Source organism: Mesopusillimonas faecipullorum, from assembly GCF_020539505.1.
Taxonomy (GTDB): Bacteria; Pseudomonadota; Gammaproteobacteria; order Burkholderiales; family Burkholderiaceae_B; genus Mesopusillimonas; species Mesopusillimonas faecipullorum.
In genome coordinates this window covers 73,933-98,876 of record NZ_JACDXW010000006.1, presented here as the reverse complement: position 1 = coordinate 98,876, position 24,944 = coordinate 73,933, and the positions used below count along the sequence as shown (strand labels likewise).

Here is a 24,944-nt window from a genome sequence, read left to right as displayed (position 1 = left end):
GCCTACAAGCCGCCTTCTGCGGGCTGGGTAAAATGCTCGGCCGCGTCCGCGTACCTTAGGGTCAGACCGCTATCGTCTACGCTCAACCAGCCGCTGCGCGTGGGCTTGCTGTGGTCGAATTCCCAGTCAGGTAATACGATGCGGTGCAGACCGTCTGTCGTATTGTGATGAATCGAAGGCCGGTGCGTGTGCCCATGCACCAGCACCGACAGGCCTTGACGCGTCAGTAGGTCGTGCCAAGCCTGCGGGCTGACATCAGTAATCACGCTGTTTTTGTAGCGCCCGGCCTGACGGCTGCGTTGGCGAAAGTAGTTGGCAATGCCGCGTCGCCAAGCCAAGGGGGAAGCCAGAAATAGACCTTGCACCCACGGCTTACGTACGATGCGCCGAAAGCGTTGATATGCCTGGTCGTCCAGGCAAAGCTCGTCGCCATGGGTCAGCCAGAACTCACCAGCGGGCGAAACAATATGCAGCTCGTCTGGTAGCAAGGTGGCACCGACACTGGCTGCAAACGCCTCGCCCAGCAAAAAATCGCGATTGCCTCGCATCAAGTACAAGGGTTTCTTGCTAGAAAAACCCCGCAGAGCCTGGATGGCTGAAGCCAACCAGGGTTCGGGCGAATGAGTTTGATCGTCTCCCACCCAAACGTGGAAGATGTCTCCGCAGAGAATCAAGGTGTCGCACTCTTGTTCGGCTTGTCGTAGAAAGTCGTAAAAGTGCGAAGCAGTCGCGGGGCCTTGCGGCCCCAGGTGGATGTCAGCGGCTATCCAGGTGGTGCCGCTTAAAACCAGTTTACTCAACGACGCTGGCGGATTCGATAACGACGTCTTCAGCAGGCACGTCTTGGTGGAAGCCCTTGCTGCCGGTTTTTACGCTCTTGATCTTGTCGACCACTTCAGTGCCTTCCACGACCTTGCCGAACACGGCATAGCCCCAGCCATTGGGGGTGGGCGCAGTGAAGTTCAGGAAGTCGTTGTCATTGACGTTGATGAAGAACTGGGCCGTAGCGGAATGAGGGTCGCTGGTGCGGGCCATGGCGATGGTGTAACGGTCGTTCTTGAGGCCGTTGTCGGCTTCGTTGTCGATGGCCGCTTTGGTGGGCTTTTGTTTCATGCCTGGCTCGAAGCCGCCGCCTTGCACCATGAAGTTGTTAATGACGCGGTGAAAGACCGTGCCGTTGAAAAAACCGTCATTCACATACTCGAGAAAATTGGCCGTGGTTTTGGGCGCTTTGACGGCATCGAGTTCGAGCACGATGGTGCCGTGGTTGGTCTGGAGTTGGACGCGGGGGGAAGTAGTCATTGCGGTTTCACCTGTCGAAGAAGTGGAAGTGTTAGGAGTGGCCTGCTGAGAGCAGGCGGCCAGCATGGCAAGGCCGGTCAGGGCAGCCAGACAAGCGCGCCGCATGGGCGACGGCTTGCGGCTGGTCATATCAGTGCATGTCATGGGGTTCGGAAATCAAGGTTCAACGGGGTTGCAGAATAGCGTCGATGCGCGTGACGGTGTCGCGAGCCTGGGGTTGACCCTGGTCGACCGCCAAACTGAAAGACTCGCGCGCCAGCATCAGGTAAACACGCCCAAGGTTAATGCGCGCTGCCGCATAGCTTGGTGAAATGGATAAAGACATCAGCAAGGCGTCGCGTGCCAAGTCAAGCTGGTTCTTTTTGACGTACTCGGCCGCCAGGTTATTCCAGGGTTCGGGAAGCTCGGGGAAGCGCACTGTCATGTCGCGATACAGTGCAATGGCCTCGTCGTTACGACCGATTGCCGACAATGCGCGGCCTTTTTGGAACATAAGCTGCACGTCAGTGCCCAGGGCCTCGGGCGAGGCGCCACGTATGTTCTCGTACTTTTCTATCACCTTGAGGGCTTCGGCGCTTTGGCCGTCGTTCAGCATATCGGAAATACGTTCGCTGATTTGGCTGGGGCTAAGGGGCAAGGCGGTATCAGTGCCGGGTTCCATGGCCTCAAGCAGGTGTGCAAGGCCTTTCCAGCCGCCTTCTGCGGGTGGGGGATCATCAAAAAGCACTTGCGATGGCACGGATTGGGCCTGCGCATAGGGCAAAACCAAAGCCAAACACAGCGATGCAAAGTAACGAAAAAATGCGGACACGAGCGAACCTGTGGAGAGAAAAATGGCGGTAAAGCCCAGGCAAGACGCCGTAAACGAGGGCGGTTCATGCCATACGGATGAGGCTTGCTATACTAATCGATTGCCATTTTAGCCTCGAGCCCGTGCGTCAGGAAATGAGCACACTGCACATTTATAACACTCTTTCCCGAGCCAAAGAGCCCTTTCGGCCTCAGGATCCCGCGCGCGTGCGCATGTATGTATGCGGCATGACCGTCTACGATTATTGCCATCTTGGGCACGCCAGGATGCTGGTCGGCTTCGATGTCATACAACGTTGGCTTAAGGCCAGCGGCTATGGTGTCGAGTACGTGCGCAACATCACCGATATCGATGACAAGATCATTCGTCGCGCTGTCGAAACCCATCGCCCCATCGCGCAAGTGACCGAGTTTTACATTGCCGCCATGCATGCTGACGAGCAGGCGCTCAGCGTCGAGCCCCCGTCGGCCGAGCCACGTGCCACCGCGCACGTGGGGCGTATGCTGGACATCATCGGCATGCTGGAAGATAAAGGCTTGGCCTATCGTGCGCCTGATGGCGACGTTAACTATGCGGTACGCCGGTTTCCTGGTTACGGCAAACTGTCTGGCAAAACACTAGACGACCTGCGCGCCGGCGAGCGCGTTGCCGTGGCTGAAGGTAAACGAGACCCGCTGGACTTTGTTCTATGGAAGTCCGCCAAGCCCGAAGAGCCCGAGGACACCAAGTGGGCCTCCCCCTACGGTTTTGGCCGTCCTGGTTGGCATATCGAATGCTCCGCCATGAGCGAAGCTTTGCTGGGCCTGCCTCTGGATATTCATGGCGGTGGTCCCGACCTTAAGTTTCCTCATCACGAGAACGAAATCGCGCAAACCGAAGGCGCGTTCGGGGGGGCATTGGCCAATATCTGGATGCATTGCGGCCCGCTCATGGTAGACGCCGAGAAAATGTCCAAATCCTTGGGTAATTTCCGCACGATACGCCAAACCATCTCGGCCCCGGCATCGCTCGAAAACGAGCGAGCCGCTTATGAGGTCAATCTGCGTGAAGCCGAGATGCTGCGCTTTTTCATTGTGCGCAACCATTACCGCAGTGCGCAGAACTACGCGCCCGATAATTTGCGCGATGCGCAACAGGCTCTAGATAGGCTTTATCAGGCTTTGCTGAATGTGGCACCGGCATCGGTATCCATAGATTGGGCGCATCCTGCCGCGCAGGCTTTCAAAGCGGCCATGGATGACGATTTCAATACGGCGGGTGCTGTTGCCGTGTTGTTCGACCTGGCCTCTGAAACGCATAAAACGGGCTCCAGCGAGCAAGCTGGCTTGTTGCGGGCGCTGGGCGGCGTGTTGGGCTTACTGCAAGCCGATCCTGTCGCTTATATGCAGTCTCCCACCCGCTACCTCGGTAGCAGTACCCAAGCCGGCTTGGATACCGCAGCCATCGAGGCGTTGGTGGCCGAACGTATCCAAGCCAAGGCCGAGCGCGACTTTGCTCGCGCTGATGCGCTGCGTGCCCAGTTGCGTGAAGCAGGTGTCGAGCTTGAAGACCGCCCAGGTGGGCAGACGCAATGGCGTCGTGTTTAATGGAAGGCGCCATGAGTCAAGCAATAACGTCTTCCGACCTGCGACCCGGCTATTGGGATGAGGCCTCGGCCCAGTTGATGCGGCGTGACCGCATCCTGCGCCGCCTGATTCCCCGCCATGCCCAAGACATCCTCGAACCCGCCTCTACGCCTTTCATGAGCCTGGCTCGTGCTATCGTCAGTCAGCAAGTGTCCACGGCTTCCGCCAATGCCATATGGGCGCGCTTCGTGGGTGCTTGTGGGCGTAGGCCCGCACCGGCCAAAATCGCCGAGATGACGCCCGAGCAGTTGCGCGAACTAGGTGTTTCACGGCGCAAGGGCGAATACATCGTTGGTCTGGCCTCTGCGTTTGCTGAAAAGCGCTTGCGGCCTTCTGCCTGGCAAGAGATGGATGACGAAGCCATCATCGCCGAACTGTGCCAGTTGCGAGGCATAGGGCGCTGGACGGCCGAGATGTTTCTTATCTTCAGCCTTGGGCGGCCCGATGTCCTGCCTCTGGACGACGCAGGTCTGCTTAAAGCAATTTCGCTACACTATTTCAGTGGTGAGCCCGTATCGCGCTTCGAGGCCCGAGAGGTGGCCCAGGCCTGGGCGCCTTGGCGTACGGTCGCCACTTGGTATCTCTGGCGCAGCCTTGCTGCGCCATCAGGCAAGTAATATGCTCAGCCGGTGGTATTCAAGTCATCGGCCCAAACTTGCATTTGTCCATTAAAATCAGCCAGTTCCGGATCAGGCACCTTCCTATGCGTAATACCTTCCTAGAATTTGAACAGCCGTTGGCCGAGCTCGAAGCGAAAATCGAACAGTTGCGCTTCGTGCAGGCCGACTCGGCAGTCGATATCTCTGACGAAGTGGGCCGGCTGCAATTGAAAAGCCAGACGCTGGCCAAAAATATTTATGCCAAGCTTACGCCTTGGCAGACCGCATTGGTGGCCCGCCATCCCCAGCGGCCCTACACCATGGATTACGTGCGGGAGATCTTCACGGATTTCCACGAATTGCATGGCGACCGCATGTATGCGGACGACCAATCCATCGTGGGCGGCATGGCGCGTTTCAATGGCCAACCCTGCATGGTTATCGGCCATCAAAAAGGTCGCGACACCAAAGAGCGTGCCATGCGCAACTTTGGCATGCCGCGCCCAGAGGGCTATCGCAAGGCGCTGCGCTTAATGCGACTGGCCGAGAAATTCCAGCTCCCCATCTTCACCTTCGTTGACACGCCGGGCGCCTATCCTGGCATTGGTGCAGAAGAGCGTGGTCAATCCGAAGCCATCGGCCACAATCTGTACGCCATGGCTGAACTGAAAGTCCCCATTATCTCCACCATTATTGGTGAAGGCGGCTCCGGGGGCGCGTTAGCCATTGCGGTAGGCGATGCGGTGATGATGTTGCAGTATGCGACTTACGCCGTCATTTCGCCCGAGGGCTGCGCTTCCATTCTTTGGCGTAGCGCAGATAAAGCCCCTGTGGCGGCAGAAGCGCTTGCCATCACGGCGCCCAAACTCAAAGAGTTCGGGCTTATCGATCGCGTGGTCAACGAACCCATAGGCGGGGCGCATCGCGACCCCGGCACCATGGCGCGCCAGCTTGAGCGTGCGCTCACCGATGCTCTGCGTGACGTGGCCGGCCTTAGCACTCAACAGCTGCTAGAGCGACGTCTCGAGCGCTTGTTGTCCTACGGTCGTTTCCAAGACGCGGCCTAAGTCAGGTATGAACGGGTCAGACCTCGACCCGCAATTGGCGGCAGCGTTGGCTCCGGCGATGCGCTGGCTACCCCATTGCCGTCGGCTGGGGGTGGCGCTCAGTGGCGGCGCCGATTCCGCCATGCTTGCCGTGCATGCGGCTGCCTATGCCCAGCGTCACGGCCTTGATCTTCATTGTCTGCATGTGCATCACGGCTTGCAAGAGGCCGCCGGGCGGTGGCGGGACCGCGCCCGCGATCTCGCGCAACGCTTGGGTGCGGGCTGGCAAGAAACACAAGTGACGGTTGATTTTTCCCATGGTGACGGGATCGAGTCGGCCGCTCGCACTGCCCGTTACAAGGCCTTGATTGAGATGAGTCGCGGTCTTGGATTGGATGGCGTGTTGCTGGCGCATCATCAAGATGATCAAGCAGAGACCGTGTTGATGCGTTTGCTAAGGGGCGCCGGTCCTGAGGGGCTTGCCGCTATGCGAGCCATCAGCGAACGCGAAGGCATGCCTTTTTTGCGCCCCTGGCTGGGGGTGCCACGCAAGCTTATCCTGGCCTGCGCTCAGCGCTATGTCCAGCAGCACGGCTGGGAAGCCGTGCAAGACCCGACCAATATCCAAGAAGATTACACCCGTGGTGCATTGCGGGGCCGCCTGACGCCGCACCTGGACGAGCGTTGGCCCGGTTGGCAGGCGATACTGGCTCGCCATGCGCGTCAAAGCGCCGAGCTGGCCGACTTGTTGACCGAAGTGGCGGCCCAGGATTTTGCGGGCTTGCAGCCTTCTGAAGACAGGCTGTCATTTTCCTTGGCTGATTGGCGCGCCCTGTCGCCGCCGCGCCAGGCACAGGTGTTGCGGCATTGGTTGGCGCAGGCAGGCTTACGCATGCCGTCAGACGCGCGCCTGCGTGAGTTGATGCGGCAAATGCGCCAACTGCACGCCTTGGGTCATGACAGAAGCCTGCAGTTAAAGCATGACGGTTGGGTCATCGCTTGTGTAAAGGGGCGCATGCTGCTTGTGTCTTCAAACACGCTACAATAAACGGTTTTGCTGTTCGATCAACTTACACAGGACGCATCATGTCCCTATTTGTTCATAAGTATGGTGGCACGTCGATGGGCTCGGTAGAGCGCATTCAGAATGTCGCAAAACGGGTGGCCAAGTGGCACGCTGCGGGTCACCAGGTCGTCGTCGTGCCGTCCGCAATGGCTGGAGAAACCAACCGCCTGCTGGGCCTGGCCAAGGAAATTTCCGACCTGCCCGACGGCCGCGAACTGGACATGTTGGCTGCCACCGGCGAACAAGCCAGCAGCGCGTTGCTGGCTTTGGCTTTGCAAAAGCAGGGTATCGAGGCACGCAGCTACGCGGGCTGGCAAGTAGCGGTGCACACCGACTCTGCTTACACCAAAGCACGTATCACCAATATCGATAGTGCACGCGTTCAAGCCGATCTCGATGCTGGTCGCGTGGTGGTCGTTACCGGCTTCCAAGGCGTGGATGACGAAGGCCATATCACCACCCTGGGTCGTGGTGGCTCCGACACTTCCGCTGTGGCCATCGCCGCAGCACTGAAAGCGACAGAATGTCTTATTTACACTGACGTCGATGGCGTCTACACGACCGACCCGCGCGTGGTGCCCGAGGCTCGTCGCCTGAAAGTGCTGTCGTTCGAAGAAATGCTGGAGATGGCCTCACTGGGTTCCAAGGTCTTGCAGATCCGCTCCGTCGAGTTCGCGGGCAAGTACCATGTGCCAGTGCGGGTGTTGTCGTCGCTGACCGACCCTGCCGGTTCGCTCGAACAGGAAATGACTTCGGGCACGCTTATTACTTTCGAGGAAGATAAAAACATGGAATCCGCTGTCGTATCCGGCATCGCCTTCAGCCGTGATGAAGCCAAGTTGACTTTGCTGGGCGTTCCCGACACCCCGGGTGTGGCCTATTCCATTCTGGGCCCCGTGGCGGCAGCCAACATCGATGTCGACATGATTGTGCAGAACCAGTCGGTGCGTGGCACCACTGACTTTTCGTTCACCGTCAATCGCAACGACTTCAAGCGCACCTCCGACTTGCTGCAAAAACAGATCGCTCCCGCCGTGGGTGCTCAAGAGGTAGTGGCTGACGAAAAAGTCTGCAAGGTTTCCATTGTTGGTATCGGCATGCGCAGCCATGTTGGCGTGGCCAGCCTGATGTTCCGTACGCTAAGCGAAGAAGGCATCAATATCCAGATGATCAGCACCAGCGAGATCAAAACCTCCGTCATCCTGAATGACAAGTACATGGAATTGGCGGTGCGTGCCTTGCATAAGGCTTTTGGCCTGGACGGCGAGACGCCGGCCTTCCCCGCCCAATAATCCGGCCTGATGAATTTGCAAGCTCCAAGGGCTTGCAAATTCGTCCAACATTGCCGACAATAGGGTGTCTCCCCGGTTTCCAGGAAGCCGGGGTTTTACTTTGGCGCTAGGCCTATAAGCCTGAAGCAGGCTCAAGGACAAAGGCTTTAAAAAGCCCGCATGAGCTGTTTAGCCTGATACACGCTGCGCCGGCAAGACAATTCACACTTCATAAAGATCTGCCTGGCTATGCCAACCGGGCGGATTGTCATCATGGGGCGCTCCGTCACCGGAGCGTCTTTTTACTTTTAGTAGGAACGACCATGTCCGCGATACCGTTGACAGCAAGCGGCGCTGAGCGCCTGCAACAAGAACTGCACAGGCTCAAGACCGTCGAGCGGCCTGCCATCATCGAGGCCATCGCCGAAGCGCGGGCGCAAGGTGATCTGTCCGAGAACGCCGAGTACGATGCTGCGCGCGAACGCCAGGGTTTCGTCGAAGGGCGTATTCAAGAGCTCGAAGGTACACTCTCCAATGCCCAAATCATCACCCCCGCCGAACTAGAGGTGGAGGGCAGCATTGTGTTTGGCGCGACCGTTGAAATCGAAGAGCTGGAATCGGGTCAACGCCTTAGCTACCAGATCGTGGGCGATGTCGAAGCCGACATCCGCTCTAACCGTATTTCGATCTCCAGCCCCGTGGCACGAGCCCTTATTGGACGTGCTGTCGGTGATGTTGTCGAGGTCAAAGCCCCTGCAGGTGTGCGCGAATACGAAATTCTGGGTATTAGCTACGTTTAAAGCGGGTGAATAGCTTGCGCCGTATCAGGGGCAGGCTAAGAGATGTGTGGCCTGCATCTAAGGCCATGTAAAATATACCGCCCAGGCTGGCTTGGGCGGTTTTTTTGATTTTATTTTTGGCGTGCGCGATTGCGTGCGCGCAAGCTGAGCGCACTGCCTGCCTTGCGCGGAACCCTGTGGCCCGCACCTGCAGCGGCCGGTTTGCGTGTGGGGCGTGCTGTTGCTGGGCCCTCTGCGGGCCGGCGAGGGCGTTTTGCAGGTGCGGTGGCACCGGTTGCCGCTTGTTTCTTAGGGATATGAGGCGCGTTGGGAGCCCTTACCGCACGGGTGGTTTCCGCAGCCGGCGCGGCCTCAGCCTTGGGGCGATAAACGATCAGTGTTTTGCCCAGGTGATGAATCGGGGCACACGATAGTTGGTCGCAAATCGTGACCAGCATAGCTTGGCGGTCGTCACGTTCGTGCCCGGCCACCTTGATTTTTATCAGTTGATGGGCGTCCAGGTGGACGTTGATCTCCTTCAGGACGGCAGGCGTCAGGCCACGGGCGCCAATAATGACGACAGGGTGAAGGGGGTGGGCGGCGGCGCGTTGGGCGCTTCGCTCTTGGGTAGTAAGTTCGATAGCAGGCATAGCGGAATTGTACGGTAATGGCCAAGAAAAAATTTTCTAAAAACTGGATTCACCAGCATATTCAGGACCCTTATGTGAAAATGGCGCAACAAAAGGGCTACCGTGCGCGTGCAGCTTTCAAGCTGATGGAAATTCTAGACACCGAAAAACTGCTGCGTCCAGGCCAATTTGTGGTCGATTTGGGCGCTACGCCTGGTAGTTGGTCCCAAGTGCTGCGCGAACGCATGAAAGATGCTGATGGCAAGGTTCAAGGGCGCATCGTTGCGCTAGACATGCTGCCTATGGAAGCCTTGCCTGACGTCACCTTCATTCAGGGCGACTTTCGTGAAGACGAGGTGCTTGCTCAGTTGCAACAAATCGTCGGAGATCAGCGTCTGGACCTTGTGGTTTCTGATATGGCCCCCAACTTGTCTGGGGTAGAGGCTGCTGATGCGGCTCGCATCCAGCATGTTTGCGAGCTGGCACTCGAGTTTGCCCAGCAGCATCTTAAGCCCGAAGGGGCGCTCATCGTCAAGTCTTTCCACGGCAGCGGGTTCTCCCAAATCGTCAAGGCTTTCAAGGGCGTTTTCGAACGAGTCGTAGAGCGCAAGCCCAAGGCGTCGCGTCATCAATCGTCCGAAACCTTTCTGGTCGGAAGAGGCTTGAAGTCAAGCATTGAGTAGCTTGCAGTGAATTGAAAAACCTTATATGACGCAAGCTGTCCGCGATCGCGGTAGAATCAGGGAAAGTACCCGTTTTGCCACCGTTTTCGCGGGCGAGGGCGGCGGGGTGCCGAGATACTAGGAGGTTGGCTTTGAACAACTCGTTTTCCAAGATCGCCATTTGGATGGTGATTGCTCTGGTGTTATTTACGGTCTTCAAACAGTTTGACGGCCGTGCCGCCACAACTGATGCCGTTACTTACACCCAGTTTATGGCAGATGCCCAGGCTGGCCGTGTCCGCAAGGTCGATATCCAGGGCGACAAACTGTTCGTTACGCCCGATGCCGGGCGTCCGTACAGTATTACGTCGCCCGGAGACCTCTGGATGGTGCCGGAATTGGTCAAGGCCGGTGTAGAGGTTTCCGGCAAGGCGCGCGAAGAGCCGTCCTTCCTGACCAGCATCTTCATCTCCTGGTTCCCGATGCTGCTGCTTATCGGCGTCTGGATCTTTTTCATGCGTCAAATGCAGGGCGGCGGCAAGGGTGGGGCATTCAGCTTCGGCAAGTCTCGTGCGCGCATGCTGGATGAAAACACCAACAACATCACTTTTGCCGATGTCGCTGGTTGCGACGAAGCCAAAGAAGACGTCAAAGAACTGGTCGACTTCTTGCGCGACCCCTCCAAGTTCCAACGTCTGGGTGGCCGTATTCCACGCGGTGTATTGTTGGTAGGCTCGCCCGGTACGGGTAAGACTTTGCTGGCCAAAGCCATAGCCGGCGAAGCCAAAGTGCCATTTTTCAGTATTTCCGGCTCCGACTTCGTAGAAATGTTCGTGGGTGTGGGCGCAGCCCGTGTTCGCGACATGTTCGAGAACGCCAAGAAACACGCACCTTGCATTATTTTCATCGACGAAATCGATGCGGTGGGGCGCCAGCGTGGCGCCGGTTTGGGCGGTGGCAACGACGAGCGCGAGCAAACACTCAACCAAATGCTGGTAGAGATGGACGGTTTCGAAACCGGCCAGGGTGTGTTGGTCGTGGCGGCTACCAACCGTCCCGACGTACTGGATCCCGCTTTGTTGCGTCCAGGCCGTTTCGACCGCCAAGTGGTGGTGTCTTTGCCCGACATCCGTGGTCGCGAGCAGATCCTCAAGGTGCACATGCGCAAGGTGCCTTTGTCGCCCAACGTTGATCCGCACATTTTGGCGCGCGGTACACCCGGCTTCTCTGGCGCCGATCTGGCCAACCTGGTCAACGAAGCCGCTCTGTTTGCCGCCCGCCGCAATGGCCGTACGGTAGACATGAGCGACTTCGAAAAGGCAAAGGACAAAATCATCATGGGTGCCGAGCGCCGCACGATGGTTATGCCCGAAGAAGAGCGCCGCAATACCGCCTTCCACGAGGCTGGGCATGCCCTGGTGGCGCGCTGCTTGCCCAAGACCGACCCGGTTCACAAGGTCACGATCATTCCCCGTGGCCGCGCTTTGGGGGTCACCATGCAGTTGCCCGAGGGCGATCGCTACAGTATGGATAAAGAGCGCTTGCTCAACACCATTGCCGTGCTGTTTGGTGGGCGTATTGCCGAAGAAGTCTTCATGAACCAAATGACGACCGGCGCCTCCAACGACTTCGAACGAGCCACTGCCATTGCGCGCGACATTGTTACGCGTTATGGCATGACGGACACTCTTGGCCCCGTGGTTTATGCCGAGAACGAAGGCGAAGTGTTCTTGGGGCGTAGCGTCACCAAAACCACCCATGTTTCCGAAGCCACCATGCAAAAGGTGGACCAGGAAATTCGCAACATCATCGACGAACAATATGGCGTAGCACGTCGCTTGATCGAAGATAACCGCGACAAAATGGAAGCCATGGCCAAGGCCTTGCTCGAATGGGAAACCATAGACGCAGACCAGATCGAAGACATTATGGACGGGCGCCCACCGCGTCCGCCTAAAGACATAGATTCCGGTGGCAGCTCGCCCGATCAGGCTCCCCCAGCGGCAGGCGTTTCTTCTGTCGATGGCGGCAACACGGCGACCACGCCTGTCTGATTTTTCGGGTTGGTATGGCGCGAATATTGCAATGCGGCCGATTCGAGCTTTCGCTCGATAGGCCTCTTATCATGGGTGTGCTTAATGTCACACCCGATTCTTTTTCCGACGGCGGCCGTTACACAGAGGTAGACCAGGCGCTGGCGCATGCGCGTCAGTTAATTGCCGAAGGCGTCGATATTCTCGACGTGGGTGGTGAATCCACTCGACCGGGTTCCGAAGCGGTCAATGGCAAGGACGAGTTGGCTAGATTACAGCCGGTGCTGGAAGCCTTGCGCGATACCGGCATTCCTCTATCCGTTGATACCTGCAAGCCCGATGTCATGCGTGGTGTGCTGGAACTCGATGTCGACATGATTAACGACATCGCCGGCTTTGAGGATCAAGCCTCGATTCAGGCGGTTGCCGACAAGCCTTGCGCCTTATGCGTCATGCATATGAAAGGCGAGCCCCGCACTATGCAGCACAAGCCTCATTACGACGATGTCGTAGCAGAGGTGCGTGAGTTTCTGCGACAGCGCACAGACCGGCTTTTGCGTGCCGGTGTGGCGGCAACACGCATAGTGCAAGATCCAGGCTTTGGCTTTGGTAAAACAGCTGCTCATAATTACACTTTATTAAGGCGGTTGCCTGAGCTATATTTCGACGATTATCCCTGGTTGGTGGGTGTGTCCCGTAAAACCATGATCGGTCACGTCACTGGGCGTGAGCCGCAAGACCGCCTGGCCGGCAGCTTGGCTGCTGCCTTGGCTGGCGTTGATGCGGGAGCCGCGATCGTGCGTGTGCACGACGTCGCGGCCACCAGGGATGCCGTTGCCGTCTGGCAAGCGGTTAAACAAGGAGTGAGTGAATGACACGTAAGTATTTTGGGACAGACGGCGTTCGAGGAGAGGTCGGCGGCGCCGTCATCAATCCCGAATTTGCCCTGCGTTTGGGTTATGCAGCGGGGCGCGTGTTGTCTCAGCGTCATGGCGGAAAAGGGCGTGCGGCAGTATTGATAGGTAAAGACACCCGCCTGTCTGGTTATATGCTGGAATCCGCGCTCGAAGCAGGTTTATCGGCAGCCGGTGTCGATGTTCTGTTGGCGGGGCCCATTCCCACGCCTGCCGTAGCGTACTTGACGCGTGCCTTTCGCTTGACTGCAGGCATAGTCATCAGCGCTTCCCACAATCCGTACTACGACAACGGTATCAAGTTTTTTTCTGCTGAAGGCATGAAACTGCCCGACGAGCTTGAGTCCGAGATCGAGGCCGCGCTTGATGATCCTTTGGGTTGCGTGTCCTCCGAGGCGCTGGGTCGGGCTCGACGCGTCAACGATGCGGCTGGCCGATACGTGGAGTTCTGCAAAAGCACTTTCCCCAACGAACTGGATCTTGCCGGCATGTCCATCGTGGTAGACGCCGCACATGGTGCCGCCTATCAGGTTGCCCCGCATGTGTTCCGCGAACTGGGTGCCGAGGTGCACGAAATTGGCTGCCGTCCCGATGGTTTGAACATCAACGAAAATGTAGGCGCTTTGCACCCCGAGGGCTTGGCACAGCAGGTGCAGGAACTCGGTGCGGATATCGGTATAGCGCTGGACGGAGATGCGGACCGGCTCATCATGGTCGATGCAACGGGGCGTGTCTATAACGGGGACGAGCTGTTGTATGCCATCGTCATGCAACGACACCAGCAATCCCCGGTGGCCGGGGTGGCCGGCACGCTGATGACAAATTTTGGCTTTGAGCGCCGCATGCGTGAGATGGGCATTGCCTTTGAGCGTGCCAAAGTCGGCGACCGCTACGTGCTGGAAGCCTTGCGTAAACATGGCTGGCTGTTGGGAGGAGAAAGCTCCGGGCACTTATTGTGTCTCGATTGCCACAGCACCGGAGACGGCGTTATTGCTGCGTTGCAAGTGCTGACAGGGCTGCGCCGCAGTGGTCTGACGCTCTCAGAGCAGTTAAGCGAACTCAGCATGTATCCCCAACAAATGGTCAATGTCCCCTTGCTGCCAGGCACAGACTGGAGCACGCACCCAGGGCTGCAAGCTGCTGTGCGCCAAGTCGAAGCGCGCTTGGGTAATACCGGTAGGGTATTGATACGAGCTTCGGGCACCGAGCCCAAGCTGCGCTTGATGGTCGAGGCGGAAGATGCCGGGCTTGCCGAACAAAGTGTCAGGGAATTGGTTGCAGTAGATTTGACAACGCGGTAACGTAAGTATCAAAAACCTGCAACAATCCCAGTGCATAATGGCAGCATAACTAGTGGAGCGTAATCTATGCTAGAGCTTGCACGCGTAAAGGCCCGAGACGGGATCAACACTGGCTGGGCCCAGTCGGATGAATCTGGTTTGGTGCTTGGCTTGGCCCGCACCAACACAGAACTCGAGGCGATTCAGCGTTTGCGATACGACATCTTCACCAAAGAGATGAATGTCGTGTTTCCGGATGCTGTAGACGGCCTTGATGCTGATCGGTTTGATCCGTGGTGCGAGCATTTCATGGTCAAAGATCTTAGTACCGGCAATATCGTGGGTACTTATCGGTTGCTGACGCCTGCAAATGCGATCAAGGCCGGAGGCTATTACTCCGAGTCCGAGTTCGATATTTCTGCGCTCGACGAGTTGCGTCCTGTATTGGCCGAAGTCGGTCGCTCATGCATACATCCCGATTTCCGTCAGGGCTCGGTCATCATGCTGTTGTGGTCGGGAATCGCAGCCCTGATGCAACAGGGTGGGTTCCGCTACGTGTTGGGCTGCGCCAGTGTCAGCTTGCGCGATGACGGTGTAACCGCCGCCGAGGTCTGGCGCGTTGCGCAAAAGAATATGGCTCAGGCTAAAGACAGCGCTGCGCTGGTTACGCCGCGGCATCGTTATCCTGTCGAGCGCCTAGATAGCGAACTCCCCGCGCGCGTGCCGCCACTCATCAAGGGCTATCTGAAGCTGGGTGCCAGCATCTGCGGCGAGCCCGCCTGGGACCCGGATTTCAACACGGCCGACTTCCCTGTGTTGCTCGATATTCAGCAAGTCGAGCCCCGCTACAGGCGCCACTTTGGGCTTGATTAACACGCGGCGGTATATCCACCCATAAAAAATGGCGCTTTCATTAAAGCGCCATTTTTCTGCCCGAAGCCATCATGAAAATTTAGCTGGATTCACGTATGGCGACAGGCTTGATGGGGGCCTCTACCAGCTCCACCCTGAACTCAGCCTTGCGCCACTCCTTAGCTTCTGCGCGTAAAGAGTATTCGGAAAGGGCATGGGTATCCAGCCATTGAGCATCCGCCAGAATGGAAAGCGAATGGCCATCGTGATGCAGTTGAATCGGCAGGGTGGCGGGTTGCTCACGACGGCGGCATAACAGGACAGCCAAGCGCAGACACAGCAGGGTCAGCCATTGGGCGCGTGACGGCTCTGGGCGAGGACTGCTGGCACGTACCACCTTGCCTTGGTGGCCGCTGGCAAACCAGGCCAGCAGCTTTTGGTCGTCGTTGGAAAAACCCGGCATATCGGCATGGCCGAGGATATACGCGCTATGCAAATGATAGTTGGCGCTGGTAATGGAAAGCCCGACTTCGTGCAGGCGAGCCGCCCAGCTAAGGGTGCGCTCCAGCTCTTCGACGTCTTCGCCTTCAAGTTTCATGGAGCGAAACAGCTGCATGGCAATGGTATGGACGCGCTGCGCTTGTTGCGCGTCGATGTCGTAGCGCTGCAGCATCAGCTGTACGGTTTCTTCACGCTTATCGTGCTCAGAGCGGCGGCCCAGCAGGTCGTACAGCACGCCGGCACGCAGAGCGCCCTCACCGGGCAGCATGAAGTCTATTTTGAGTTCTTCGAAGGCTGCCATCATAATCGCCAAGCCGCCTGAGAGCACGCCGGCGCGCGCCGGCTTAATGCCTGGCAGGTGCTCCATGATGACGCGGCCATCGGATACCAGGCGCTTTTGCAAGGCCTCCATGCCTTCCACAGTGATGCCGCGGCTAGACATCCCGCCTTCCGCCAGCATGGCGAGCAAGCCTTTGGCAGTGCCCGACGAACCATAGGCTTGTTCCCAGCCCAGATGGCGATAGGTATCAGAAATACTTTCCAGTTCGCGTCGTGCGGCCAGACGAGCCTTGCCCATACGCTGGGCAGTGATACGGCCATCGGGGAAAAACTGTTTGGTGTAGCTGACACAGCCCATGGGGAGCGATGCCAGGTGTATGGGCTGATGGCCTTTACCCAAAATGACTTCGGTAGAGCCACCGCCGATATCTATGACCAAACGATGGTTGCCTGAAGGAGGGAGTTCGCTGCTGACGCCCGAATAAATCAGGCGTGCTTCTTCTTGGCCTGAGATGACTTCTATGGGGAAGCCTAGAGCGGCTTCGGCTCGAGCCAGGATGGGGCCGGTATCTTTTGCCACCCGGAAGGTGTTGGTAGCCACCGCACGTACCCGGCTGGGATTGAAGCCTTCAAGACGCTCACCATAGCGTTTCAGCACGGCGATGGCACGCTCGACAGCGGCTTCATCCAAGGTTTTATGCGGGGTCAGCCCGGCCGCCAACTGTACGGCGTCTTTGAGCCTGTCGATGGCGTAGATCTGGGCGTGCCCGTTGTGTTGCACGACTCGGGCGATGGTCAGGCGAAAGCTGTTGGAGCCCAGGTCGACAGCTGCGAGTAGATAATCCATGTGGCGCGTCGCTCATGTGGTCTGTGCCGGATTATACGGGTGTTAGGCGGCTCTGCTGAACTTGACGTTCAATACGGCGGCATTTGCAACCATATTGTCGGAATGACGTCGTAATGTCATGATATTGAAATAAAACAGTAGTAAAAATCTGGTTCCTTTTTTTTGTAGCTATCATGCCCCAGGTTCTGCCACCGGACACCCCCTTGCTCATCAACCGAGAGCTATCGCTGCTCAAATTCAACGAGCGCGTCCTTTTTATGGCGGAACAAGCCAGCACACCGTTGCTAGAGCGCTTGCGTTATCTCTGCATAGTGAACTCGAATCTCGACGAGTTTTTCGAGATACGCATTGCCAGTCTGAAAGAACAATTGGCACGCCAGCCACATGTGCTGGGCAGCGACGGTTTCACGCCTGCCCAAGTGTTCGAGCTACTTCAGTTATCCATCCATGACCTCGTCGAGCGTCAATATGGGTTGCTGAATGGCGTTTTGCTACCCGCGCTGCAAGCCGAAGGCATTGTGTTGTACGACGATGTCCTGAACGAGGAGCAGTTGGCCTGGGCGGCATCGGTGTTTGCGACTGAAATCATGCCCATGTTGACGCCCATAGGGCTGGATCCAGCACATCCCTTCCCTCGGGTTTACAACAAAAGCTTGAGCTTCATCGCGTCTCTTTCCGGTGAAGACGCTTTTGGTCGTCGATCCTCCATCGCCATTGTTCAAGCGCCTAGGGCGCTTCCGAGGGTGATGCCCATGCCGCCTGAGGTCTCCGGTGTGCCGCATGGCTACATCCTGCTCACTACCCTTATTAAGCGTTTTGTCGGCGAGCTTTTCCCCGGCATGGAAGTGCGGGGCTGCTATCAGTGGCGGGTTACCCGTAACAGTGACCTGTACGTAGACGAAGAAGAAATCACAAATTTGCGTCAGGCGCTGCAGGGTGAGCTTTCTCAGCGTAATTTCGGTGCTGCGGTTCGACTCGAAGTCGATGCGCACATTTCCGAGTCTTTGGTGCAGTATCTGCAAAAAGAGTTTTCGCTCGCCCCTCAAGATACCTATCGCGTCGACGGCCCGGCTAATTTGTCGCGGCTAATGCATTTGTGCAACGTCACCGATCGCCCCGACTTGCTGTTCCCTGCTTATGTTCCGCGTTTGCCGGCGCCCTTCGACGAAGTCAGCGACGATCCTGCGGCACTCTTTGCCGCCATCGCCGAAAAAGATCATCTGTTGCATCACCCTTATCAGTCTTTCGACCCGGTGCTCAGCTTTTTGACGGCTGCGGCTGCCGACCCCAACGTCGTTGCCATCAAGCAAACCATTTACCGTACCGGTGAAGATTCCAAGTTGATGAGTCTGTTACTGGCTGCCGCGCGCGCGGGTAAAGAGGTGACTGTCATCGTTGAACTGATGGCGCGTTTCGACGAACAAACCAACATTAATTGGGCTGCTCAGCTAGAAGAAGTCGGTGCGCACGTCAGTTATGGTGTAGTTGGGCACAAAACCCACGCCAAAATGGCCCTTGTGCTGCGCCGAGAAAAAGGCAAGATACGTCGCTACGGGCACCTTGGAACAGGCAATTATCACCCTCGCACGGCCCGGCTTTACACCGACTTTGGCTTGCTGACAGCCCATCGTGTCATGTGTGAAGACATGGATAAGGTGTTTTCTTTGTTGACGGGCCTGGGGGCAAGGCGCCCACTCAAATTGCTCTTACAGTCGCCTTTCACCTTGCACGACGGAATGGTGGCCATGATTCGTGCCGAGGCCGAGCATGCGCGTGCCGGCAAAAAGGCGCGCATTATGGCCAAGATGAATTCCCTGCTCGAGCCCACCGTCATCCACGAACTCTACATTGCCAGTCGGGCCGGAGTTCGTATTGACCTTGTCGTGCGGGGTGCCTGCGCCTTGCGGCCGGGCGTTCAGGGTTTGTCCAGCAATATTCGGGTGCGCTCGATTGTGGGGCGCTTCCTAGAGCACTCTCGTGTTTTCTACTTTTATGCCGACGGCGAAGAGAAGGTTTATCTGTCCTCGGCCGACTGGATGGATCGTAATTTTTTCCGAAGGGTAGAGTTGGGTTTCCCTGTGTTAGACCCAGTGCTCAAAAAACGCGTCATTCGCGAATCTTTCTTGATTGCGCTGCGCGATAACCAGCTTGCCTGGCGGGGCTTGGGTGACGGCAACTACGTTAAGGTGAAGGCTCGCGGAGCCCCTTGCAATATGCAAAAAATGCTTATGCAAGGCTAGGGAAAACCACGAATTGCTGCGCTGCGAAAAATATTATTGCCTAAGGAATGCAGTGTAACGAACCTGTCATATTGCTTGTTTAACATTCAGTTCGTGCAGGCAACATCTGCCTGATTTGTCCAATCATCAAGAGGATGACCTGATGTTCAAACGTGCCATTTTGCGAGTTTCCCTGGGTCTGGCGTTGGGTACCGTCGCCCTGGCAACCCAGGCTGCCGATATCACCGGTGCCGGTGCCTCCTTCCCTTATCCCATCTACGCTAAGTGGGCTGCCCAATACCATCAGGAAACCGGTAACCGCGTCAACTACCAATCCATTGGTTCGGGCGGCGGTCAACAGCAAATCATCGCCAAGACGGTTGATTTCGGTGCTTCCGACGATCCCATGAAGGCTGAAGCGCTTGAAGAAAGCAAGCTTCTGCAGTTCCCCGCCATCATCGGCGGCACGGTGCCTGTCGTGAATATCGACGGTATTAAACCTGGCGAACTCAAGCTGTCCGGCGCTGTGCTGGCCGACATTTTCCTGGGTAAAGTCAAGAAGTGGAATGACAAGGCTATCGCCGACCTCAACCCCGGCCTGACCCTGCCCGCCGCTGACATCATCGTCGTTCACCGCTCGGACGGTTCGGGCACGACCTTCGGCTGGACCAACTATCTGTCCAAAGTCTCCGCTGACTGGAAAGAAAAAGTCGGCGAAGGCAAAGCTGTCAAGTGGCCCACCGGCCAGGGCGGCAAGGGCAACGACGGCGTGGCCGCTTATGTCCGTCAGTTGAAAAACTCCGTCGGCTACGTAGAGTACGCCTACGCCAAGCAGAACAACCTGGCTTGGACGCAGTTGCAGAACCAGGCCGGCAAGTTCGTCCAGCCTTCCCAGGAAGCATTCGCAGCCGCTGCTGCTAACGCCGACTGGAACAGTGCTCCTGGCATGGGTGTTGTGCTGACCAACGAGCCGGGTGATGCATCCTGGCCTGTGACGGCAGCTTCCTTCATCCTGGTGCACAAGACGCAAGCCAAGCCTGAAAATGGCAAGGCAGTCCTGAGCTTCTTCGACTGGGCTTTCAAGAACGGCGCCAAGATGGCTGCTGAACTCGACTACGTGCCTATGCCCGAGACGGTTGTCCAGCAAGTGCAAAACGCTTGGAAGAGCGAAATCAAGGCGGCTGACGGCGCCGCTGTGTGGAAGTAATTGCTACACTCGGGCCTGTCTTGAGCAGGCCCGCTTGAGCCACACCGGGGCGCGGCGGTTTGTCGCGCCCCGGTGTGGCTCCGGAACGGGCAGGCTTGCACTATTACAATACGGGCACCTGCCATCCAGGCAGCACCAGTCAATCACTAAGAGCGGTCATGAAACAAAACCAAAGTGTCTGGATGGACGTTGCGTTCAAGAACCTGACGCGGTCGTTTGCCTTTCTGGTCTTCATCCTGTTGGCGGCCATCATGGCGTCGCTGATCTACGGTAGTCGCGAGTCCATCAGCGTACACGGCTTGTCCTTCCTCTGGACCAACGAGTGGGACCCGGTCCGCAACGAATACGGCGCTCTGGTACCCATCGTCGGCACCGTCCTGTCATCGTTCATCGCTCTGTTGATCGCCGTACCTATTTCCTTCGGTATCGCGATGTTCCTGACAGAGTTGTCGCCCACGTGGCTGCGTCGCCCACTGGGCACCGCCATCGAGATGTTGGCAGCGATTCCGTCCATTATCTACGGCATGTGGGGCCTGTTCGTCTTCGTTCCCATCTTCCAGCAGTACATCCAGCCCCACCTCATCAGCTTTTTCGCCAATATACCGGTGCTGAATCAAGTGTTCTCCGGCCCGGCTTTCGGTATCGGCGTATTCACTGCCGGTCTGATTCTGGCGATCATGGTCATCCCTTTCATCACCGCCGTGATGCGCGACGTCTTCGAGCTGGTACCCCCCATGCTGAAAGAGTCTGCGTACGGGCTGGGCGGCACCACCTGGGAAGTCATGTGGCGTGTTGTGCTGCCGTTTACCAAGAACGGCGTCATCGGCGGCATCATGCTGGGCCTGGGGCGCGCACTGGGTGAAACCATGGCGGTCACCTTCGTGATCGGCAACGCCTTCAATCTGCCTAACTCCATCTTTGCCCCTTCAAACTCTATCGCTTCGGCGCTGGCCAACGAGTTCAACGAGGCAGGCGGCATCCAAAAAGCGGCCCTGCTCGAGCTTGGCCTGATCTTGTTCCTGATCACGACGGTGGTACTGGCGTTCTCCAAGGTGCTGTTGATGCGCCTGGCCAAGAGCGAAGGCACTACGCGATAACCGGTACACAGGCACGCAAACATGTTCAACTCCACTAAATCCGTCGTCAATCTCAGCAATCCGGTTTACCGTCGCCGCAATATGGTCAACCGCCTCATGCTGACCTTGTCCATGGCGGCCCTGTTGTTCGGCCTGTTCTGGCTGTTCTGGATCATCGGCACCCTATTGTTCAAGGGCGCCGGCGCGCTCTCGTTCACCCTGTTCACGCACAGCACGCCGCCTCCCGGTGTGGCTGGCGGCTTGTTGAACGCCATCCTGGGCAGCATCATGATGGCGCTTGTCGCCACTCTGGTGGGCACGCCCATAGGCATACTGGCCGGTACCTACCTGGCTGAGTACGGCCAGCGCGGTTGGCTGGCGCCCGCCACGCGCTTTCTCAACGACGTGTTGTTGTCCGCACCGTCCATCGTCATCGGCTTGTTCATCTATGCCGTGTACGTGGCCCAGGTCGGCCATTACTCCGGTTGGGCCGGCGCTTTCGCCCTGGCCATTTTGGTGATACCGGTCGTCGTGCGCGCCACCGACAATATGCTGTTGCTGGTGCCTAACAGCTTGCGCGAAGCCGCAGCAGCGCTGGGCTGTCCGCAATGGCGCGTCGTGTCCTTCATCTGCTACCGGGCAGCCCGTAGCGGCATCATCACCGGCGTGCTGCTGGCCGTAGCACGTATTTCCGGCGAGACCGCACCGCTGCTGTTCACCGCCTTGAGCAACCAGTTCATGTCCATGAACATGAATGCGCCCATGGCCAACCTACCGGTCGTCATCTTCCAGTACGCAGCCAGCCCCTTCGAGGACTGGAACCGTCTGGCCTGGGCCGGCGCCGTACTGATCACATTGCTGGTGCTGGGGATCAACATCCTGGCCCGTTCACTCTTCCGTAAATAAATCACTGAGCCGCGGCCATCTCAAGGCCGCGACCGGGAACCGACCATGACCACGACGCCATCCAACGACCGCGTAAAGCTCGAAGTCAAAGACCTGAACTTCTACTATGGCAAGTTCCATGCCATCAAGAACGTCAACATGTCCATCATCGAGAACAAGGTGACGGCTTTCATCGGCCCGTCGGGCTGCGGCAAATCGACTTTGCTGCGTACCTTCAACCGCATGTACGAGCTGTATCCCGGCCAACGTGCAGAAGGGCGCATCATGCTGGACGGCCAGGACGTTCTGACCTCCAAGACTGACATCTCCCTCATTCGCGCCAAGATCGGCATGGTTTTCCAGAAACCTACGCCTTTCCCCATGAGCATCTACGACAACATCGCCTTTGGCGTACGTTTGTTCGAAAGGCTCAGCAAAGCGGAAATGGATGAGCGCGTCGAATGGGCGCTGAGCAAGGCCGCTCTATGGAACGAGGTTAAAGACAAGCTGGGCCAAAGCGGTAACGGTTTGTCCGGCGGTCAGCAGCAGCGTCTGTGTATCGCGCGCGGCGTCGCCATCAAGCCCGAGGTTCTGCTCTTGGACGAGCCTTGCTCGGCGCTGGACCCGATTTCCACCGCCAAGATCGAAGAACTGATCAGCGAGCTGAAGAACGACTACACGGTTGTGATCGTGACCCACAACATGCAGCAGGCCGCCCGCTGCTCAGACTACACCGCCTATATGTACCTGGGCGAACTGATGGAATTCGGCGAAACAGACAGCATCTTCGTGAAGCCGCAGCGCAAGGAAACCGAGGACTACATCACCGGTCGTTTCGGCTGATTTCTCGTGTATGCCGAGCCTTGCCAAGTTATTAGGGTAGGGTGAGGCAACGAGGTGTGAGTTCGTGGTATTATTGCGGTCTGCCTGAATTGGCAGAAACATGGCGGGGCGTAGCGCAGCCTGGTAGCGCATCTGGTTTGGGACCAGAGGGTCGTAGGTTCGAATCCTATCGCCCCGACCAAAAAATTAAGGGGTTAGCAGCGTACAGCAGCTAACCCTTTTGTTTTTTGGGCTATTAAGCCTGTTACCTCCTTAGCCCAACCCAAGGCAATGCTGCAGCGCCGGGCGGACTTTTTGGACACGCTGGAGGCTGACAAAATACCCAAGCTCGCGGAAAATGCTCTCTGGCTCAAGCGGGCGTATAGTTCACGGCTGCTTAGTTTTCAATAGTAGTCTTGAACATCCCAGAAATGGTATATTTGCATGAGGCCTTCCACTCTGAAGCCACTATTCTGGCTTGGAAGCAGCAAGAAAGATCTATTGGCCCTGCCGGTGGCCATACGAAAACTCTTCGGCCATGCGCTTGACACCGCCCAGCGCGGTGAGCAGCATGAAGCGGCGAAAGTACTAAAGGGTTTTGGCAGTGCTGGCGTACTCGAAATTGTAGAAGACGATACTTGTGGCACTTACCGGGCTGTCTACACTGTGCGCTTTGCTGAAGCTGTCTTTGTTCTGCATGTCTTTCAAAAGAAGAGCAAGCGAGGTATTGCAACGCCCAAACCGGACATTGACATTATTCGTCAGCGTATGAAAGCCGCTGCGATTGTCGTACAGGAGTTGGGAAATGAGTAAACGTATCGTCGAAGGGATTGATGTCGAAGCCAGTTCTGGTAATGTGTTTGCCGACCTGGAACTGCCCGATGCCGATAAACTCCAAATCAAGTCTGGGTTGACCGTCGAAATTGCCAAAGCAATTTGCGAGCGCGGATTGACGCAGGCCGAAGCGGCAAAACAGATGGGTCTGACCCAACCCAAGGTATCGAGCCTACTGCGCGGTGAGTTTTCGAACTTCTCCGAACGTAAGTTAATGGACTGCCTGAACCGTCTGGGCTACGACATTGAAATTCGTGTGCGCGAGACCGCAGAGCCAATCGGACACTTGGTGTTGACTCACGCCTAAGTCGTGGCCCGGCCCGTGGCTATTGCAACGCGCCGTTGGCGCAATTCCACCACCTGCTCCGCACCGACGGCGCGAGCGCGTAGCTGGCCACAGCCGCCGTCCACATCTTGCCCAGCGCTATTCCTAACCTTGGTCAGCACACCCCGGCTGTGCAAAGTGCGGACGATCTCGCGGATGCGTTCGGCATCGGGACGCCGGTAGTCGTCCCCTTCAAGGCTATTGAAAGGGATGACGTTGAGCACGCCGTATTTGCCTTTGAGCAGGCGCACGATGGCATCCAGCTCATCGTCACCGTCATTGATACCCTTGAGCAACGTCCATTGATACTGGATGGGATAGCCCGTGTCGCGCGCGTATCGTTCGCCCAATTCGATGAGGGCTTCCGGCGCAATTTTTGGCGCGCGTGGTAATAGGTGTTCGCGCAGCTGAGCTTTGGTTGTGTGCAGCGACAGCGCCAGCGCGGGTTTTACGCGTTGTTGGGGCAGGGCTTCGAACACGCGCAGGTCGCCCACGGTAGAAAACACAAGATTCTTGTGGCCGATACTGCCTTCGGTGCCAAGCAGGTCGATGGCTTCGAGCACGTTCTCAAGGTTATGTGCCGGCTCACCCATGCCCATGAAGACGACTTTCTTCACCGTACGCTGGCGCCGCGCCAATACGACTTGAGCAAGTATTTCCATGCTCGAAACCTGACGGATCAGGCCACTCTTGCCGGTCATACAGAAGCGGCAGCCGACCGCGCAGCCGACCTGGGTTGACACACAGAGGCCGTCGCGTGGCAACAGCACGCTTTCCACCATTTGCCCATCGGCAAGTTCGACGAGCAGGCGCGAGCCGTCGTTGCCGGCATGCTCGGAGCGGATGCGGGCGAGACCGTCTAGTTCTGCAGTCAAGGCGGGTACGGCTTCGCGTAGTGCGAGTGGCAGAAAATGCTCGGAGCTGCGCCGGCGGGTGCCGGTGTCGATTGCTTGTCCCTTTAGCCATACACGCATGACCCGGCCACGATGGACGGGCAGGGCACCGAGAGCGATGAGGCGTTGATCGAAGTCGGAGAGGCGCATGGGGCGAAGTTTACTCTACCCCCTGGTGGCGGTTGTT

General features: G+C 57.5%; 24 protein-coding genes and 1 tRNA gene. 19 read left to right on the top strand and 6 right to left on the bottom strand.

Annotated elements, in window-relative coordinates; translation table 11 throughout:
• Positions 1 to 2: 2 nt before the first annotated feature.
• From H0484_RS12190 to H0484_RS12180, 3 genes are all read right to left on the bottom strand, one after another.
• Positions 3 to 800 carry a UDP-2,3-diacylglucosamine diphosphatase gene (locus H0484_RS12190; protein WP_226954911.1) on the bottom strand — a complete coding sequence of 266 codons (798 nt, stop codon included), beginning with the start codon at positions 798 to 800 and terminating at the stop codon, positions 3 to 5.
• Positions 793 to 1,302, bottom strand: a complete 510-nt coding sequence (locus tag H0484_RS12185; protein ID WP_226955029.1) for a peptidylprolyl isomerase — start codon at positions 1,300 to 1,302, stop codon at positions 793 to 795. The genes H0484_RS12190 and H0484_RS12185 overlap by 8 nt, the downstream gene beginning before the upstream one ends.
• A gap of 163 nt (positions 1,303 to 1,465) precedes the next feature.
• Positions 1,466 to 2,113, bottom strand: coding sequence for a hypothetical protein (locus H0484_RS12180; protein ID WP_226954910.1), 648 nt, complete (start codon positions 2,111 to 2,113; stop codon positions 1,466 to 1,468).
• Between the two features lie 134 nt (positions 2,114 to 2,247).
• Between H0484_RS12180 and cysS the strand changes: the two genes are divergently transcribed.
• The 6 genes from cysS (at position 2,248) to greA (ending at position 8,520) form a co-directional block, all read left to right on the top strand.
• Positions 2,248 to 3,699, top strand: a complete 1,452-nt coding sequence (gene cysS / locus H0484_RS12175) for a cysteine--tRNA ligase (protein WP_226954909.1) — start codon at positions 2,248 to 2,250, stop codon at positions 3,697 to 3,699.
• Positions 3,700 to 3,722: 23 nt separating this feature from the next.
• Positions 3,723 to 4,355, top strand: a complete 633-nt coding sequence (locus H0484_RS12170) for a DNA-3-methyladenine glycosylase family protein (RefSeq protein WP_226955028.1) — start codon at positions 3,723 to 3,725, stop codon at positions 4,353 to 4,355.
• Positions 4,356 to 4,441: 86 nt separating this feature from the next.
• Positions 4,442 to 5,404, top strand: coding sequence for an acetyl-CoA carboxylase carboxyltransferase subunit alpha (locus H0484_RS12165; protein WP_226954908.1), 963 nt, complete (start codon positions 4,442 to 4,444; stop codon positions 5,402 to 5,404).
• A gap of 7 nt (positions 5,405 to 5,411) precedes the next feature.
• Positions 5,412 to 6,431 (top strand): tRNA lysidine(34) synthetase TilS, encoded by a 1,020-nt coding sequence (gene tilS / locus H0484_RS12160; RefSeq protein ID WP_226954907.1) that lies wholly within the window; start codon positions 5,412 to 5,414, stop codon positions 6,429 to 6,431.
• A 38-nt stretch (positions 6,432 to 6,469) separates the two neighbouring features.
• Complete coding sequence (locus H0484_RS12155; RefSeq protein ID WP_226954906.1) at positions 6,470 to 7,741, top strand: aspartate kinase; 1,272 nt, start codon at positions 6,470 to 6,472, stop codon at positions 7,739 to 7,741.
• Positions 7,742 to 8,043: 302 nt separating this feature from the next.
• Positions 8,044 to 8,520 carry a transcription elongation factor GreA gene (greA, locus tag H0484_RS12150; protein ID WP_226954905.1) on the top strand — a complete coding sequence of 159 codons (477 nt, stop codon included), beginning with the start codon at positions 8,044 to 8,046 and terminating at the stop codon, positions 8,518 to 8,520.
• A 110-nt stretch (positions 8,521 to 8,630) separates the two neighbouring features.
• On the opposite strand, the gene H0484_RS12145 is transcribed toward greA, so the two are convergent.
• A complete protein-coding gene (locus H0484_RS12145) occupies positions 8,631 to 9,149 on the bottom strand; it encodes a YhbY family RNA-binding protein (protein WP_226954904.1) in 519 nt (172 codons plus the stop codon).
• Positions 9,150 to 9,166: 17 nt separating this feature from the next.
• Here H0484_RS12145 and H0484_RS12140 point away from each other — a divergent pair, with 17 nt between their 5' ends.
• From H0484_RS12140 to H0484_RS12120, 5 genes are all read left to right on the top strand, one after another.
• The gene (locus tag H0484_RS12140) at positions 9,167 to 9,811 is read left to right on the top strand and encodes an RlmE family RNA methyltransferase (protein WP_226954903.1); all 645 of its coding nucleotides are present in this window, start codon (positions 9,167 to 9,169) and stop codon (positions 9,809 to 9,811) included.
• A gap of 131 nt (positions 9,812 to 9,942) precedes the next feature.
• Positions 9,943 to 11,844 carry an ATP-dependent zinc metalloprotease FtsH gene (gene ftsH / locus H0484_RS12135; RefSeq protein WP_226954902.1) on the top strand — a complete coding sequence of 634 codons (1,902 nt, stop codon included), beginning with the start codon at positions 9,943 to 9,945 and terminating at the stop codon, positions 11,842 to 11,844.
• Between the two features lie 14 nt (positions 11,845 to 11,858).
• Positions 11,859 to 12,698: a dihydropteroate synthase gene (gene folP / locus H0484_RS12130; protein WP_226954901.1), complete on the top strand. Its 840-nt coding sequence runs from the start codon at positions 11,859 to 11,861 to the stop codon at positions 12,696 to 12,698.
• Positions 12,695 to 14,038 (top strand): phosphoglucosamine mutase, encoded by a 1,344-nt coding sequence (gene glmM / locus H0484_RS12125; protein WP_226954900.1) that lies wholly within the window; start codon positions 12,695 to 12,697, stop codon positions 14,036 to 14,038. Before folP ends, glmM begins: the two co-directional genes overlap by 4 nt.
• A gap of 66 nt (positions 14,039 to 14,104) precedes the next feature.
• Positions 14,105 to 14,890, top strand: coding sequence for a GNAT family N-acetyltransferase (locus H0484_RS12120; RefSeq protein WP_226954899.1), 786 nt, complete (start codon positions 14,105 to 14,107; stop codon positions 14,888 to 14,890).
• Between the two features lie 79 nt (positions 14,891 to 14,969).
• Here H0484_RS12120 and H0484_RS12115 read toward each other — a convergent pair whose 3' ends face one another.
• Positions 14,970 to 16,496, bottom strand: coding sequence for a Ppx/GppA phosphatase family protein (locus tag H0484_RS12115; RefSeq protein ID WP_226954898.1), 1,527 nt, complete (start codon positions 16,494 to 16,496; stop codon positions 14,970 to 14,972).
• A gap of 173 nt (positions 16,497 to 16,669) precedes the next feature.
• Between H0484_RS12115 and ppk1 the strand changes: the two genes are divergently transcribed.
• From ppk1 to H0484_RS12075, 8 genes are all read left to right on the top strand, one after another.
• A complete protein-coding gene (gene ppk1, locus H0484_RS12110) occupies positions 16,670 to 18,736 on the top strand; it encodes a polyphosphate kinase 1 (RefSeq protein WP_226954897.1) in 2,067 nt (688 codons plus the stop codon).
• 142 nt (positions 18,737 to 18,878) lie between these two features.
• Positions 18,879 to 19,922, top strand: a complete 1,044-nt coding sequence (pstS, locus tag H0484_RS12105; protein WP_226954896.1) for a phosphate ABC transporter substrate-binding protein PstS — start codon at positions 18,879 to 18,881, stop codon at positions 19,920 to 19,922.
• A 158-nt stretch (positions 19,923 to 20,080) separates the two neighbouring features.
• The gene (gene pstC, locus H0484_RS12100) at positions 20,081 to 21,019 is read left to right on the top strand and encodes a phosphate ABC transporter permease subunit PstC (RefSeq protein ID WP_226954895.1); all 939 of its coding nucleotides are present in this window, start codon (positions 20,081 to 20,083) and stop codon (positions 21,017 to 21,019) included.
• Positions 21,020 to 21,040: 21 nt separating this feature from the next.
• Positions 21,041 to 21,904 (top strand): phosphate ABC transporter permease PstA, encoded by an 864-nt coding sequence (gene pstA, locus H0484_RS12095; protein ID WP_226954894.1) that lies wholly within the window; start codon positions 21,041 to 21,043, stop codon positions 21,902 to 21,904.
• A 45-nt stretch (positions 21,905 to 21,949) separates the two neighbouring features.
• The gene (gene pstB, locus H0484_RS12090) at positions 21,950 to 22,726 is read left to right on the top strand and encodes a phosphate ABC transporter ATP-binding protein PstB (RefSeq protein ID WP_226954893.1); all 777 of its coding nucleotides are present in this window, start codon (positions 21,950 to 21,952) and stop codon (positions 22,724 to 22,726) included.
• Positions 22,727 to 22,830: 104 nt separating this feature from the next.
• A tRNA-Pro gene (locus H0484_RS12085) sits at positions 22,831 to 22,907 on the top strand.
• A 242-nt stretch (positions 22,908 to 23,149) separates the two neighbouring features.
• On the top strand, positions 23,150 to 23,518 hold the full coding sequence (locus tag H0484_RS12080; RefSeq protein WP_226954892.1) for a type II toxin-antitoxin system RelE/ParE family toxin: 369 nt from the start codon (positions 23,150 to 23,152) through the stop codon (positions 23,516 to 23,518).
• Positions 23,511 to 23,846, top strand: coding sequence for a helix-turn-helix domain-containing protein (locus tag H0484_RS12075; RefSeq protein ID WP_226954891.1), 336 nt, complete (start codon positions 23,511 to 23,513; stop codon positions 23,844 to 23,846). Before H0484_RS12080 ends, H0484_RS12075 begins: the two co-directional genes overlap by 8 nt.
• On the opposite strand, the gene H0484_RS12070 is transcribed toward H0484_RS12075, so the two are convergent.
• Positions 23,843 to 24,907, bottom strand: a complete 1,065-nt coding sequence (locus H0484_RS12070; RefSeq protein WP_226954890.1) for an RNA methyltransferase — start codon at positions 24,905 to 24,907, stop codon at positions 23,843 to 23,845. The two genes, H0484_RS12075 and H0484_RS12070, sit on opposite strands and share 4 nt — an antisense overlap.
• Positions 24,908 to 24,944 lie beyond the last annotated feature (37 nt).